The sequence below is a fragment of the Sulfobacillus thermotolerans genome (genome assembly GCF_039623705.1).
Taxonomy (GTDB): domain Bacteria; phylum Bacillota; class Sulfobacillia; order Sulfobacillales; family Sulfobacillaceae; genus Sulfobacillus; species Sulfobacillus thermotolerans.
Genome location: NZ_CP133983.1, coordinates 1,686,046 through 1,700,042 on the forward strand (window position 1 = coordinate 1,686,046; position 13,997 = coordinate 1,700,042).

Genomic DNA, 13,997 nt, shown 5'->3' on the forward strand with positions numbered 1-13,997 from the left:
GACTAGTTTAGAGTTTTCCCTGCCTGTTATCGTGATATTGATCACAGAGGGGATAACACTAAGGGCCCTCATTCACTGAAATACACGAATATCTCCGGATAAGGTGATGACTGCGCAAAGCTCACTGCGCACGACGAGACCACATCCTGGCCCAACTCGCGGTAATCGATCTCAAATCTGTTGTAAGGGTTGCTTTTGACAACCCCTTGATTTCCCACCACCTTTACGCCTTCACATCTTGACATTTTTCGGGAATCACGATTGCATTTGTCCAGCAATGTATGGTGAGTCGATGCGCATTCCAGCTTAACGGCTTGTCATGCCGAGTGTGATAAGGCTCACATTGTGACGCACTGGTTCGTAGTACAATAACATTGTTAATCGGAGGGAGCCGAGGGCCGGGAATGGAGCCTCCCACCCACTGGCGTACATTATCACATTACCAACCTTTGAGGCGGGCGTTACTACGAAAAAAGAAAAGACTGGATTTGAGTGTGGGGGGCCTAACTGGTGGCATTAAAAGATTGGACTGTCGAGGAATTCCTCCAGCGAACCGCATTTCCTAGCCCTGCATGGGCTGGTGGCAGTGCCGGAGCCGTGGCTGCTGCCGTGGCCACAGCTTTAACGAGCAAAATAGCGGCAATTTCACAGCTCGACTATCCCGATACACTGGATGACCCTGAACAATTCCTGATTCTTGCTGAACGGGACATGCAAGGCTACCGCCAGTTGCAAAATGACCGTGCCAACCCGCAAGCCTTGCCAAAAAGTCTTAAGGCGTCCTTAGCGGTATCATCGGCCATTCTTACGCTGTGCATTGAAGGAGCTTATGTGGTCGGTGATTTATTACCACGTGTGAAGCCTGTGATGCGGCCCGACTTATTGGTTGCGGCTCAACTCTATTACTCTGGGGCATTTAGCGCATGGATCAATATGCAATCTAATTTAGGTGCCGTGGGATCGGCTATCCCCGATATTGTAGCCCAACAAGAAAATCAGCTAGAGCGGCTGCGTTGCTCTATTGATACATGGGTCCAACAATGCACCCTCCGTGAATCTATTTAGTTGCCGTGCTCGCGCGCTGAATAACCACCGGTCTGGCCCATTCCATTGCCGAGAGAAGCTTTCTCAAGTTTTGACGGCATCAGGAATATAAGGCGAGAACGGCGCGGTGGATGGCAGTCGTAACCGATCGATAGCGTCCGTCGAGCAAGACGTATGCGGTTTGTCGATCCATCCAGGAAAAACTACCATCTCACCCCGAATACCCCTTTTGACCAGAGAATTTAGTTGCTCAGCGAATATCTAATTCCTTCCTAATCTTCTAGTGGACCGAATTCAATTTCTTCGAGTTCTTCTTCAGTACCGGTGTCATCCCATTTAACGACCACGGCCCGCATGAGACAGGCCGGATTTCGACGAATGCGGATCACACGCCCATTGCGACGCCCGGTAGGTTGCCGAGGATCAGTGACGTGGTCTCCTACTTGGATTGCCACGGTGTCTACTCCTTTCCCATTGGTCTCTAGATGAACTTAACATATCGCTACGAATCCTGTTCGCAGACTCGGGACGTCGCCATGAAGTGCCTGATGTTTATGACGGTGTGTTGAGTAGGGTGTCTTTAGTCTTCGGCCACTCTTTTTAAAGGACACAATACCACAGTCCATGTCAATCTATTATACTTTCATGGTTTGGACCATTGATGCTTGGACGTATTTACGCCGTTGCAATGCTCGTTTAGTGTGGGAAGGTCCATAAGCACCAAACTTTCCGCATTATTACGAGGATTGTCGATCGATACGTCGACGAAAACTCGTGCCGCCTGCTTTTGCACCTTTTGTCAGGAGTGCACTATTGGGCAAAATGGGTGGTTCCCCTTCACCGCACGCTACCTATGACCGTTCGGCGGTGACCTGAACGACGAATTCCATAATGTGTTTATGGTAAAAACCTTTACTCGGTCCTAACGGGCCTGGTCGTGGACCGTACTGTAAAAAAATATACGTCAACCACATCAGGCACCACCATAACCACAGATAGGCAAAAACCAAGGGAACCTTCTCAGTCCATCGCGGCAGCCATTAACGTCTCATTACTCTTGATACCACCAATTAATCATGATGACAGGGGCAAAGGCCAAAGGTCTTCAAGTTGTCGGCGTAAAGTCGATGGCCCAATTACCATCACTTATCTCCCTAGCTTGCCCCTCGTAACCCCTATGGGCGAGTACATTTAACAACGGGTTCGGTCGAAAAGTCGCCCAAAGCCGAAAGCCTTCGCCCGCCCGCAATTCTGCCACAAACGCCATAATGTCATCAAAAGGGTCAACACCGGCGTTCAGCATCGGCCGTACATCCAATTCTTTCATCTCACCCTCCTACAGTGTGAATAGTCAACGTCGTAACAAGCCACCCATTGTCCGAATTAAAAATGGTTGGACACGTTGCCACTACATTCCATTAAGGATGCCCCTTCAATTACGCGACAAGCCTGTATCGCCTCTGCAGGCCCTCCCTCACAAATCCGAGAAGCGCGCGGAGACAAAGAACCGCGTCGCATATGCCCATCTAGCAGTGATCTGGCCACGGTTGCAAGGGCTATTTGTACTCGACCATGCTAAATGTGAAATACGTACGAGATTGGTCACAATGATACACGCCCTCATGAATGGCAAATCTCAAGTCCCAACCGCCATGAATGGAGGATACGCGTCGATTGATAAGTCGATCGACCATAATCGACCAGGCTAGCCTCAAATATTTTACTTTCGAGTTAAGAGAATCGAGAACCGTATTGGCCCTGATTCCTGATAATCCGCTTCGAAAGCTCCTGGTTGCTCCGCTTCCAACTGATAAAGCAGTGGCTTGGGATCGTGGTCATTAATCAACAACGCGGAAAATCCTTGCGGCAGGGCATCGAACGCTGCGAGAATTGTTTGATGTCTAACGGGCGGCGGCAAAAGTGGTGCATTAATAATGATGACGGGTTCAAGCATTATATTCCCTCCTATATAATGTTAATCTTGTATCATCAAACATTTTATTAGCCTTTGTGACGACTTGATGTGATAACGGTCACAGTCCGAGCCATTTTTCTAGACCAAGGTAACTTATCGATGAAACCCTGCTAGTAGATCTCTGCAGCCACAGCTTAATTTTCGAGGAATGCACCAATGAGCACCCTTTTCCCAAACCTAAAGGGTGCTCATTGGTGCAAATTGTTGCATGACCATCGCGTCTCGCCAATGCGATGAGTGAGCCCACACGGCGCGTCGGTGGGTTACACCTGTAAATCGCTGTAACGGTCAATCATATCGACGTCGCCAAAGATAGGCTCGGGCTACCAAATTCGAAGCTAGGTCTGCATCTTGCTTGTGTAAAAGTTGGTGACCCTTCGCCTCGTGGGCCGCGTGCTTACGCCCTGGTCTGACAACCAACGCCCCGCGATCGTCCAATCATCCCTATCTGCTTCATGGACCCGCGCATCTCCTTGTGACTCGTTGAGCTCTGTGATAATAAGCTCACTTATTTGATTTACTCGGCAGTCGCACCACGTAAGCCATCCATTGCCCTCCTATGTCCCGATTATCATCTCGACCGCAGAATTTATAGTCATCGCCGTTGTGGTATCGGACTTTGAGCGTCGTTTCCAGTTTCCATCTTGGGGTGGGCGGCATGATATAAGGCGCGAGCGATATCAAGAGATGCAAGACAAGTTATGGCGGCGACCACTCTAAACCCATTAAACCATCCAACTGCCAACCACACACTGCCCAATAATACCGCCATAAAGTAAATGACATATCCATAGCGGTCACGCCGTTCATTAACTAAGTCCTGTACTCGAGGGACCCGTCCTTTCCCCATGTGGGTTCCGTAATGATTGAGCCATGTTAGAAAAGGAATAATTTTATACAGTTGCGTGAGTGCTAGGCCCCCCAACCATCCATAAAGAGCCAAATACGTCAGCGCGATGTCAATACGCCTTAACGAGCCGCTGACCTGCACAACAGTAGCTGCAATGATTACGACACCTAAATAGGTCAACGCGATCGTTACATAACGACTATTGAGTTCCAACTGGCGCCGCTTACGTTGTTGATACAGCACGCGCATATCCCAAAGATAAAATGAGAGTCCCATCAACATGACAATCCAAGCAACAGTAGGCCATTGATTGGCACCCATCCAGCGTCCCCACCATACCCCTAAAATGCCTAATGCTGTTGCGATATACCCGATCCAACCCGCCGCACCGCGGTGCTCGTTGGAAAGAGTGAACATGGATAGGAGTTTATAGGATACGCCCATTGCTGTAAGCGTAAGCCAACCTCCGACGCCGCCGATGACATGGGCCGCAAGGCCGCGTCCTCCCATAACCACTAGCCATGAAGCGGGAAATAATTTCGGATCCGCAAATGACACCGCAAACGTTAACCCCGCTAACACCGTAAGCAGAAGATACCCCAAGCCCGTTGCCACGAGCCATGCTGGCAGTGTCCACGGCCACGCCCGCTTTAGGGTGAGGCCTAAGTTCAAAAGAGCGACGATGACACCTAATACCACCAATGTGCCGCCACTCGGCAAGAGCCATGGAAGGTTCGGCAATACCCCTCCCGGTACTTGACCGGGTATCGCGAGAAATCCTGCCACCATCCCTACCAGTCCTAGTGTGAGAAACGCCAGTGTAATCCCAGACCACGTCTGGCTCACTAGTTCGGTTTCCGTCAACACCGGCACAAATTGATGCAACGCGCCTATCATCAGAATGGTTAAAAATCCGATTGTCGTAAGGTGCACACTCACCAACACCCAAGCCGACCCGATATTTTGAAGAGGTTGGGCATCACCCGAAGCCCATACCCCTTGCGCCAAGATCAAACAGATCACAGCCACGGTAAAGTAAGTCATACTCCAACGAGATAATCGTACGCCACGCACTGCCTTTCTCCTTTCCAATCACTCTACGCTAAAGGGATACACGCTTCTCAAGTCCTCTGAGGCCTTATTTTGGCGTCCAAGTTAAGTAAAATTGCCGATTCGCCTCGATATCCTCTCGATACTCGTCTGGCATATCATCGAGATAAAATATTGCTTCCGCCGGTCATACGTCAGACGCATGCCCCGTAGTCAATACACACCCGCGATCAATATAAAGCTGAGGTGCGGCGTCGTAGGCTTCTCGGCCATCCAACTCGGAACTCGGATCAATGCAATCCACCGGATACACTTCAACGCAACTTTGGTCTTTTACCGCAACACATCGGCGGGTAATGACACATGAGCCATGATCATCTCTCCTTAGAATGCTCCCCTTCATGCGGTTATCCGTGCCTAGACGTTTGCTAAGCTGTGATACCGTGGATGCGGAATCAAAACGGGTGGGACTAGCGACTCTTCCAATGCGGTTATAGCATGATGTTCATTCGGTGGGAGCTTCACCATCTGACCACGCATCAATATTTGTTGGTTTGCCGCGTTTAGGTGAATACGTCCTCTCAATACTTCGATGATGGCAATACTGGTTGTGACATGGCCCTTTAGCATTTGGCCCTGCGTAAATCCAAACCATACAATAGCTGCGTGGTCTTCATCATAGATATGCTTCACGACCACATGGCCCCTATCATATAGGTCGCGATCGTCAATGCTCCTGATCATCAGTACACCTCCCCGACGGAAATGGCTACCACCCTGCCCGAATCCATCCAAACCCTATCACGTTCATGTCTAGCGTAGCTGATAGACCCACAGTCCAGTGTGACCATCATCACAGTTGGTTTCTATCGTGCAACTCCTTCTGTAACGCATTCCTAAAATGCCAACACGCGGTTAAGCGTGATCTAGATCACACTGAATCCGGTTGGGCTAAGAGATAATAAACGTGGGCAAGGTTAAAAGAACAACACCGGAAGGAGTCTTTCGATTATGCCAGAGTTAACGGAAGAAATGGTTACAGACGCTCTGAGAGATGTTATCGACCCTGAACTGGGGTACAATATTGTTGATTTAGGACTTATCTACGGCATTACTATTCAAAATGGCCAAGTTGACGTGGTCATGACTATGACGACTCCGGGATGCCCGGCCAGCAATTACATTCAGGAAGGCACACAGCACCGATTACTCGACATCGATGGAGTGAAGGATGCCCACGTAACGGTGGTTTGGTCTCCCGCATGGGATCCGGCTATGATGTCCGATGACGCCAAGCGGTACTTCGGCTTGGCTTAGCATAAGGAGAAGAAATGACCGCCGTCACCCCAACAGGAATGCTGAGCTCATTAAACATCCTCCGGTGGAACAGCGGTTTATCCCACCAACACGGCCCGAAAGGCTTGTGCCACAGTGGTTGTCGTGCCCACAAAACGTCCCATCCGTAATGCTTTCCGAAAGCGTATATTCCGCTGGTGATATCAGCATCTCACCTACGGAAAAAATGCTAAAAGCCGCACCAACCTCGACCACGATGTGCGCCATCTTGACCTCCAGCAAGGACAAAAAATATAGTAATTAACCAAATGGCAAAGAGACGCTGAAAGGCGCTAATGTGAATTGGCCACCCGCTGGTGTCCTCCATTACTCGGACAGAGGGAGCCATAGGCCACTACGGTGACCGCTTACATCGGTTACAAGGGAATTTATTACGATAACGCCATCATTGAATCTTGGCACATCATAGAGCCATCAGCTCTTCCTGTATGCAGTGCTATACGAAAGCGACACTGTCTGAAGCGATGAAATCATGAGAACACGAACTCCACTGGCTAGCCCATAATCCGCATCAACGTTCTCGTTCATGTCGCTCAATAACATTCTTCATGACCTTAGCGCACGCCTTACGGATGCGGTCATGTCATGGAATCCCTGATTAATCGACCACCTCAATATGGACAATCTGATCTTGCAAATCCTTAGTGCATAGGTCTTCAAATCTGGACTTTCTTCCAAATAGGTCCACTTGAGCGCAACTTGCATACGGTGTAGAGGAAAACATTGGTAAAAAAGGAAGGAGTCGGATGTTCACATGGCGCTTTCATCCCACCAAATTATTCTCTATGCCGCAGATGATAATGATTTTTCCATTGCCCTAGCGGCTGCCGCGGTGTCAGGTATTCCTGCGTGTCAAGTCACAGGAAATTTTTTTGACGCATGGATCTATACGTCAAGTGGAGAATACCTCGTAATTGCCGTGGGAGGGCCAGCCAATAACGCTCTCTATTATAATCCTTGCGGCTGGCCTAACCCTGATCAAGAACCCCAAGGCACTACGCCTTTTGACATTGCCCCAGCGCCACGCGACACGTTACCAGGTGCAAATTGGTACGTCAATGCCAGTGGTAACCAAGCGTATCAAACCTTGGAATTGGCGACTTGCTTCACCTATTTCGCCGTGCATGCCAGCCTACCTTCAGGAATTACCCCGCCCCCCGCGATTAGTCCGATGTATATCTGCGGTGGATCCTCGAATATTTCTTGCGTCTGCTCCCTCATGACGCCGCTGCCGCCTACCGGACTTTATTATGGTGCCGACCTCGGGACCAATCAATTTCCCCCGATTAACGCGTGCGGCATGACGTTTTACATTGGGCAAATGGGGGGCGGACTGAACGCTGGAACATCAACAACGTGTGGGTACACCGTTTTCGGCAATTTCTCGACTCTAGCAGCTCAAGCAGCGTTGAACAATAAAGGCGCGGTGTATGGAGAGTGGTTTTTGTTGGGGCCGGCATTCTACAACGGCTGTGTAGGCGCCAGTTCGCAAGAGGAAGCCTACCAATGGGGCATGCAGCAAGCCAATGCTGCCGTGTCTGCGCTAGCGCAGTTTCCAGAAATTAATCGTCGCACCATCTTTACCGATGTAGAACCCGGCAGTTGGTCCACTAATACTAGCTTAAACCAAGCCGTGATTCTCGGTTTCTTAGCGCAAATTAAGCAACGTGGCCACGAGCCCGGAGTTTATTCTTCTCCGTGTTTTTGGCAAGAGATTACCGCATCAATGATGCTTCCATGTGGCACGGTGACCTGGACCGCCGAATTTTCCTACGCCGCGGCCCCCGCTTGTCCCTCGCACTTCATTCCGCAACCCTATGCGCCATGTCCCAGCCCCTATGTTGGTCCACAAGCATTTGGCGGAATTCTCCCCAATATATGGCAATATTATGAGTCTGATACGGTTGATTGGGATGTAGCCAACGCTCTACCAGACTAAGATCGGAGGGAATATCAATCGAGCAGGAGGGGGCGTCTCGCCCCCGACCTCTCACACGCGATCCGCGGTAAACGTTTGATTCAACACGTTCTCATGCACCGGCCACGGATGCCGCGAATATTAATGACGTGGCTGCGTGAATATTGTCGGAATTAAGCAGCGCTGTCCATGTCGACAGATATCCTATGAATATTCTGGATTAACCGACTGTGTTGGTGCCCGTGGGGCTTCGGCTGCTAGACAATACACAGTCCGACCCGAGTTGTAATCCCACGTCTAGCGAGGATCTACCTGACCATAGGCATAGACGAAAGTCTGGCAGCCTCACCTGCTGTAAGTTCGACATACCGGGTTGTAATACCTTTTTTGGAACCGAATTTTTGGTAAATAGCGGTAGATGTGCGGTAGGAACGGTACTTAGCGTCCGGTTGTTAAGGTTTATTTGTTCCCGAATAGGTTGCTTTAAGAAATTTGCCCGGACCAATCTCGACCGCGAACTCTTTAGACAGATTTTTCCCTCGAACCGTATATATTCTTGTGCCTGACGGTAAGCGGTTGGATGTCTCTGGAGCTGCGTGATTGGTTATGTTGAGCACGCGGTATTCTCGACCAATATCTTTGGCCGGAACCGTTACATTTTCCACAATGAAATACGTTGTAGGGTGTCCTGCACCACTCTAAATCCCGATCCACGTGGGCTTAGACCCACCGCCTGAGAGTATCGCGACGATCATTATTCCCACAATCCCGATCTTTTTCATATGCACTGCTCCCTAACGAACAGTTATCCTTTAACTACGACGGTTCCCGTTTCAGATCCCGTGAATCCTGTCACCAAAGAGGGTGTCCGAGGGCTCATAGGCAACGTGTGGGAGCTGACACGGAGTCGGTTTCTTGATGGCGAAGATGTCGTACCAATGTATCGTCATCTAGACTCTAACAGTATTATATGGGACTGGACGGCGTGGATCGCCATGAAAGGTGGGGCATGGACGAGTGTGGGTGAACTCCTGCATCCTCGGTTCACTGGACGGCGCTTTCTGTTGCATCGCTCGCTAGACGTTGGATTCCGCTGCGTCGTGGAGTCTGAATAAGTTTCGAGCTTATTAACCAGTCCTGGCTAAGGAGAAGACATCGTGAATGCCTATCGGCGGCTGATCGCCAATCGCGTCTTCGTTATCTATTGGGGTGGGTCGACCCTTGTGCAGTTGGCCTTACAGTTCGTCACCATTGCACTCGCCTGGTTTGTGCTCAAGACTACCGGGTCCTCCATTCGCGTCGCTTTCGTATTGGCGGTCATTTCCGTTGCGCGCATGGCTACCAGCCCGTTTATCGGTTACCTCATCGATCGCCTCCCACGCCGGGCATTAATGATCCTCGACAACACGGGGCAAATGATTCTCTATGCGTCCGTGCCCGTGATGACGTGGATGCATGTCCTAACCTTTCCGATGTTGCTCGCCGTGGTGGGGGCCGCCGCGGCGTTGTCACCGCTATCCATGATAGGACGTGGCGTCCTCTTACCGAACATTGTTCCCGATGAAGATTTAGAGCCTGCCAACGGACTATCTCAATTACGCAGCAGCATGGTGTACTTACTTGGGCCCGCACTGGGCGGGATATTGGTGGCGTTCCTCGGGGCACCAGGGACGTTGATGATCACTGCTGGTTGCTATGTAGCGTATGTCGGATCCTTGCTGGCGATTCCAGCGGGGAAATACCATGCGGTGCAGGATGACCGGTTTTCAGCTGATAGGTCTCCACGGATAAATCCCTGGCAGTTTCTTCGGAACAGCCAGGTGCTCTTGATCATTGGCGTGGTCACGCTGTTCTTTAACATCACCTACGGTCCCTTAGAGCCAGCACTACCGGTGATGGTATTGCGGGTCTTTCATGCAGGAGCCTCTACGTTAGGGCTAATCTGGAGTAGCTTCGCGGTCGGGTCGTTGCTGGGGACGTTGGTGTGGGAGCGGCTTCGGCCACAGTGGAATCTGCGTTTTGTCATCACGGGGGTAATCGTCGGCTGGGGCCTTTTCAGCGGCCTGGTGGGTCTGACAAATCATCCTTGGCAGGCGATGGCCATGATGTTTTGCGGGGGGATCACGTACGCGCCCTACAACATTGTGGCTGCGACGTGGCAACAGCGATTGATTCCCGATCATATGCGCGGTACGGTCTTTGGCACGATACAGTCGGTGACCAGCGCGGGACTTCCGGTCGGACAACTCATTGGCGGACTGGTTGTCAGCGCGGCCGGTGCCGGAGCGACGATTGCAATGGGGGGAGCCGCCACGGTGCTCCTTGGACTGGTCGTGGTGTCGCTCCGTGCGCCATGGGCCCGTTTACCGACTGCAAACATGTCTCGGTAGTTACAGTGTCGATGGCCAGATCAACTGGCCGACGATTATCGTTTGCTCCCATATGCGACCAGCATCCAAGTTCCGGCAATGACTCGCTCAACACAAAACGCTTCCATATTGCCGGACAGGGATGGGCCGCGGACCAATCAAGGAATCCGGATACCCAAATAAATAAAAACAAATCTGTCACTCCGTGGGGGCATTCCATGCGGTTAGAAACGGCCTTAGCGGATAATGGGGACCAGTATCCCGTTGTTGTGGATGCGGACATGCGCATTATCCCGGAAATTTTCATATTCGCCAACTTTCTCTGTGGCACCAAACAAGCCTCCCCCAATACCGTAGTGATGTATCTGCGGGATCCCCCGCTTCATGGTGTTCGCGGATCACCAAGGGTGGGGCCCCAAAGCCCCGGCGACGCTCAACCGCATATTGGCCACGCTATCCGCCTTTTACCGGTTTGTGGAAGTCAGGCACTCTCGTAATCGTTCCGAACCCTGGTTTTTCCCTTATACAGAAAGGCTTCTGAACGGTTGGGAATGACTTGGTATCCATATCGGTATCGTAATGGGAATTCCTGCCTTGCCATAAGACTTACTACAACGGCGATAGGGATTGCTACATTAATTACGTGACATCTCCCCTCGCACAAATGCCTTATGCCAAGATTAGGATAAACGCACTTAATATTCTCGCATCCCGCGATCCGCGGTATATTGGATCTGCCAGATTACTAGTTGAATCGGTTCTTCGGTCCATGGGGCTATCCGTTATGGGATTCCGTTACAATGGCTGGCATTGGTTGCTCCATGTAAGTAGTCCTCACGCATCGGATTTAGAGAACGCGATCGTCCGATTTGCTAAAAACCTGGACACTATCGAAGTTTCTTTATTACCCGATCAAATTGGGCGGGCGTTATCCCTTGATGACCTCATTAAAGAGGCGAGCATCCAGACGCTCACTCCGACATCAAAAGCCATAAAACCTAAACTCAAGTGGGTTGGAGCCACGGTATTAATCGACCGGGTCACCCCAACACTGCAAGTTCGTCAATTTTTAGATGTATGGCATCCGCGCAAAGATACTAATCTAAAGTTCAATCCACAAAAAAGGTTAGGATAGGACCAGGATCAAGGTTTATTCATGCGGCGGTCGTTGGTAATGAGGTCGCGATAGACACGTTATCGATGATCGGTCTGCGCGAGTTAGCTTTTGCCGCTAGTGCTCCATTTTCTTCTCTAGTTGCAATGATGCGTAGCCGTGGTATTTCTTATGGTCTAACCCAGAACATGGGGGACCTGGGAGACACACGATTTTTATGTGGGGGTGTGTCACCGCTGCGCCTCCAATTTTTCTGAAGCAAATAATTGGGGAATGGCTACACGAGTTAGACCACTACGAACAGGAGACAACCACGTGGTTTACCCAGCACTGGGTTCCCTTTGACCTGTCAGCACACACCTCGGTGACTCAATTATTACGTGACACAGACCGCGCGGCATTTTACCATATGTCGCCCGACGACCGCGCCGTAGACCTTCAGCAAGCTCTTCGCATTGTTCGAGAAGGCCCCCTAATACCAATCGCTTTGGTCCCGTAAAGGAGTTAACCGAATGATAAAATTGGAACGATATACGCTCAACGGCGGAGTCTTCTTACACCGTTGGGTTCCCCCCCACCCCCTCTTCGGCCTGGTACTCTAGCGAGAGCGCTAGCGTCAGATGTGGGATGGAGCGCATTCTAAGGAGGCCCAACCCCGATGACTAAGAATGTGGTCCTATATGTTTTCACAGACACTTTGGCCTATGGGTCAGACGTGGTCAGTTCCATGGCCACTGCGCTGCTTGCCGTCGATCTCGGCCGCAGTAGCGTCCAGTCGGGACTCATCCTCTTTTCGGCGTCGATTCCCTACCTGCTCTTTGGCCTAGTGGGGGGCGTGGTTGCAGACCGTGTTGATAAACGCCGCCTGATGATGGGGTGCGACCTGGCCCGGGCCACGGTGCTGGCCTTCATTCCCTTATTGGCGGCCTTCCATTGCTTGACGGTTCCCGTCCTCATAGGACTCTTGGTCGTATCGACGACCGCCCGCGCCTTTTATTTCCCCGCCCGTAAGGGAATCACGCCGGATTTGGTTGCGGACGATGTGTCATTGAGTCAGCTGAATCTTTCGCTCAATGGCCTCGAAAGCGTGGGGAGTATCATCCTGCCCGCGTTGGGGAGTGTCATGCTGCTGTGGACTCATGCTGTGCCCGATCTCTTCTGGATCCCCGTCACTACGTTATTGGGATCGGCACTGGCGGTCTATCTCCTCCGTGTGCCCGAGTCGCGGCCAACCCTTGGCGCTACACCGTTAAACGATTTACAGCAGGGGCTTGGCGTGGTCTTCTCGCACGGGTCTGCCCTGCCGTACCTTGTCGCCGCCTTTGCCACGGCCATTATGGCAGAGGCTGGGGTGATAAAAATCGCGTTGCCGAAGATATTGAGCGCCATGCAGCTGAACCACAACGTCTCTTACGGGTTTGCGATAGGGTTGATGGCCGCCGCAGAAGTGGGGATGTCCTTTTTATGGGGCACGCGGCCGGGGAGTCGAGTACCCCCATGGATCTTCGGCGGCTATGCCGTTCGCGCGGGAGGCTTGGCCTTGTTGGCCCTCGCTTTAGACCTCGAGAGTCTGCCTTTGCTCATCGGCGCGCTGATCGTGCAGGGCATCGGGATGCCGATGAGCGGGCCTCCTCTGACCACGGCGCTGCAAATGGCGACGCCCCCTCCGTTGATGGGCAAAGTGATGGCCATTCGCTCCACCATCGGCAACTTATCCGATGGGGTATCTTATTTACTTATAGGGGGCTTCCTCGAAGTCTTGTCGCTCGACCGGGTATTGTGGTTGTGCGCGACGTTAGCCGGCCTGTCGGCCCTCACCTTTTGGATGTTATGGTCTAGACATGCTGTAATCCACTCACCGAAAAGGGGGCACGTAGAATGAAAGTGTTGCTGTTGTCGGGCAGTGCGCGGTTCCCATCCCATACCCGCTCCCTTCTCGACGCGGTGGCTGCCGAATTGGGGCGGTTGGGAGGGAACACCGTGACGTGGGACTTGGCAAGCGACCCGTTACCGGAGGCTTTGGCGGATTTTCATCGGGCTCCGGATGCCATCACTCATCCGCAAACACAACGATTTGTGCGGGAAGCTATGCAAGCCCACGCGTTCGTTTGGGGATCGCCCAATTATCATAATTCGTATTCCGCACGCCTGAAAAATGCTCTCGACACCTTGAATTATGACTATTTTGAGCAAAAGCCAATCGGCCTTGTGACACATAGCGGAGGTATTATGAGCACGCAAGCCGCCGACCTTTTAAGCCCCTTAAGAAGACGAGACAATCGCGATCTCTCCTGGTAGGATCATGATCAGTTCAGAGGAGA

15 protein-coding genes are annotated in these 13,997 nt (G+C 51.5%); 10 read left to right on the forward strand and 5 right to left on the reverse strand.

The window, feature by feature from the left end; translation table 11 throughout:
- Nucleotides 1-510 precede the first annotated feature (510 nt).
- Nucleotides 511-1,065 (forward strand): cyclodeaminase/cyclohydrolase family protein, encoded by a 555-nt coding sequence (locus tag ORD20_RS08590; protein WP_158246179.1) that lies wholly within the window; start codon nt 511-513, stop codon nt 1,063-1,065.
- A gap of 251 nt (nt 1,066-1,316) precedes the next feature.
- Here the strand turns inward: ORD20_RS08590 and ORD20_RS08595 are convergent, their stop codons facing one another.
- From ORD20_RS08595 to ORD20_RS08615, 5 genes are all read right to left on the reverse strand, one after another.
- Complete coding sequence (locus ORD20_RS08595; RefSeq protein WP_103374618.1) at nt 1,317-1,499, reverse strand: hypothetical protein; 183 nt, start codon at nt 1,497-1,499, stop codon at nt 1,317-1,319.
- A 650-nt stretch (nt 1,500-2,149) separates the two neighbouring features.
- Entirely contained in the window at nt 2,150-2,371 is a 222-nt protein-coding gene (locus tag ORD20_RS08600) for a DUF2249 domain-containing protein (RefSeq protein WP_103374617.1), read from the reverse strand.
- A gap of 393 nt (nt 2,372-2,764) precedes the next feature.
- Nucleotides 2,765-2,998 (reverse strand): DUF2249 domain-containing protein, encoded by a 234-nt coding sequence (locus ORD20_RS08605; protein WP_103374616.1) that lies wholly within the window; start codon nt 2,996-2,998, stop codon nt 2,765-2,767.
- Nucleotides 2,999-3,614: 616 nt separating this feature from the next.
- Entirely contained in the window at nt 3,615-4,943 is a 1,329-nt protein-coding gene (locus ORD20_RS08610) for a hypothetical protein (protein WP_103374615.1), read from the reverse strand.
- 393 nt (nt 4,944-5,336) lie between these two features.
- Nucleotides 5,337-5,663: a cupin gene (locus ORD20_RS08615; RefSeq protein ID WP_103374614.1), complete on the reverse strand. Its 327-nt coding sequence runs from the start codon at nt 5,661-5,663 to the stop codon at nt 5,337-5,339.
- 267 nt (nt 5,664-5,930) lie between these two features.
- Between ORD20_RS08615 and ORD20_RS08620 the strand changes: the two genes are divergently transcribed.
- The 9 genes from ORD20_RS08620 (at nt 5,931) to ORD20_RS08660 (ending at nt 13,974) form a co-directional block, all read left to right on the forward strand.
- Entirely contained in the window at nt 5,931-6,236 is a 306-nt protein-coding gene (locus ORD20_RS08620) for a metal-sulfur cluster assembly factor (RefSeq protein ID WP_103374613.1), read from the forward strand.
- A 793-nt stretch (nt 6,237-7,029) separates the two neighbouring features.
- The gene (locus ORD20_RS08625) at nt 7,030-8,214 is read left to right on the forward strand and encodes a hypothetical protein (protein ID WP_103374612.1); all 1,185 of its coding nucleotides are present in this window, start codon (nt 7,030-7,032) and stop codon (nt 8,212-8,214) included.
- A 761-nt stretch (nt 8,215-8,975) separates the two neighbouring features.
- On the forward strand, nt 8,976-9,308 hold the full coding sequence (locus ORD20_RS08630; RefSeq protein ID WP_146038983.1) for an SUMF1/EgtB/PvdO family nonheme iron enzyme: 333 nt from the start codon (nt 8,976-8,978) through the stop codon (nt 9,306-9,308).
- 42 nt (nt 9,309-9,350) lie between these two features.
- Nucleotides 9,351-10,583, forward strand: coding sequence for an MFS transporter (locus tag ORD20_RS08635; protein ID WP_158246177.1), 1,233 nt, complete (start codon nt 9,351-9,353; stop codon nt 10,581-10,583).
- Between the two features lie 197 nt (nt 10,584-10,780).
- Nucleotides 10,781-11,059 (forward strand): hypothetical protein, encoded by a 279-nt coding sequence (locus tag ORD20_RS08640; RefSeq protein ID WP_103374610.1) that lies wholly within the window; start codon nt 10,781-10,783, stop codon nt 11,057-11,059.
- Between the two features lie 287 nt (nt 11,060-11,346).
- Nucleotides 11,347-11,697 carry a hypothetical protein gene (locus tag ORD20_RS08645; RefSeq protein ID WP_103374609.1) on the forward strand — a complete coding sequence of 117 codons (351 nt, stop codon included), beginning with the start codon at nt 11,347-11,349 and terminating at the stop codon, nt 11,695-11,697.
- 196 nt (nt 11,698-11,893) lie between these two features.
- Entirely contained in the window at nt 11,894-12,175 is a 282-nt protein-coding gene (locus ORD20_RS08650) for a hypothetical protein (protein WP_103374608.1), read from the forward strand.
- A gap of 159 nt (nt 12,176-12,334) precedes the next feature.
- A complete protein-coding gene (locus ORD20_RS08655; RefSeq protein WP_103374607.1) occupies nt 12,335-13,558 on the forward strand; it encodes an MFS transporter in 1,224 nt (407 codons plus the stop codon).
- Nucleotides 13,555-13,974, forward strand: a complete 420-nt coding sequence (locus tag ORD20_RS08660; RefSeq protein ID WP_103374606.1) for an NADPH-dependent FMN reductase — start codon at nt 13,555-13,557, stop codon at nt 13,972-13,974. The genes ORD20_RS08655 and ORD20_RS08660 overlap by 4 nt, the downstream gene beginning before the upstream one ends.
- Nucleotides 13,975-13,997 lie beyond the last annotated feature (23 nt).

Coding starts and splice junctions, on each gene's coding strand:
- ORD20_RS08600 (WP_103374617.1), bottom strand. CDS start 2,371: ATGAAAGAATTGGATGTACGGCCGATGCTGAACGCCGGTGTTGACCCT.
- ORD20_RS08605 (WP_103374616.1), bottom strand. CDS start 2,998: ATGCTTGAACCCGTCATCATTATTAATGCACCACTTTTGCCGCCGCCC.
- ORD20_RS08615 (WP_103374614.1), bottom strand. CDS start 5,663: ATGATCAGGAGCATTGACGATCGCGACCTATATGATAGGGGCCATGTG.
- ORD20_RS08620 (WP_103374613.1), top strand. CDS start 5,931: ATGCCAGAGTTAACGGAAGAAATGGTTACAGACGCTCTGAGAGATGTT.
- ORD20_RS08625 (WP_103374612.1), top strand. CDS start 7,030: ATGGCGCTTTCATCCCACCAAATTATTCTCTATGCCGCAGATGATAAT.
- ORD20_RS08630 (WP_146038983.1), top strand. CDS start 8,976: ATGCACTGCTCCCTAACGAACAGTTATCCTTTAACTACGACGGTTCCC.
- ORD20_RS08640 (WP_103374610.1), top strand. CDS start 10,781: ATGCGGTTAGAAACGGCCTTAGCGGATAATGGGGACCAGTATCCCGTT.
- ORD20_RS08645 (WP_103374609.1), top strand. CDS start 11,347: ATGGGATTCCGTTACAATGGCTGGCATTGGTTGCTCCATGTAAGTAGT.
- ORD20_RS08650 (WP_103374608.1), top strand. CDS start 11,894: ATGTGGGGGTGTGTCACCGCTGCGCCTCCAATTTTTCTGAAGCAAATA.
- ORD20_RS08655 (WP_103374607.1), top strand. CDS start 12,335: ATGACTAAGAATGTGGTCCTATATGTTTTCACAGACACTTTGGCCTAT.
- ORD20_RS08660 (WP_103374606.1), top strand. CDS start 13,555: ATGAAAGTGTTGCTGTTGTCGGGCAGTGCGCGGTTCCCATCCCATACC.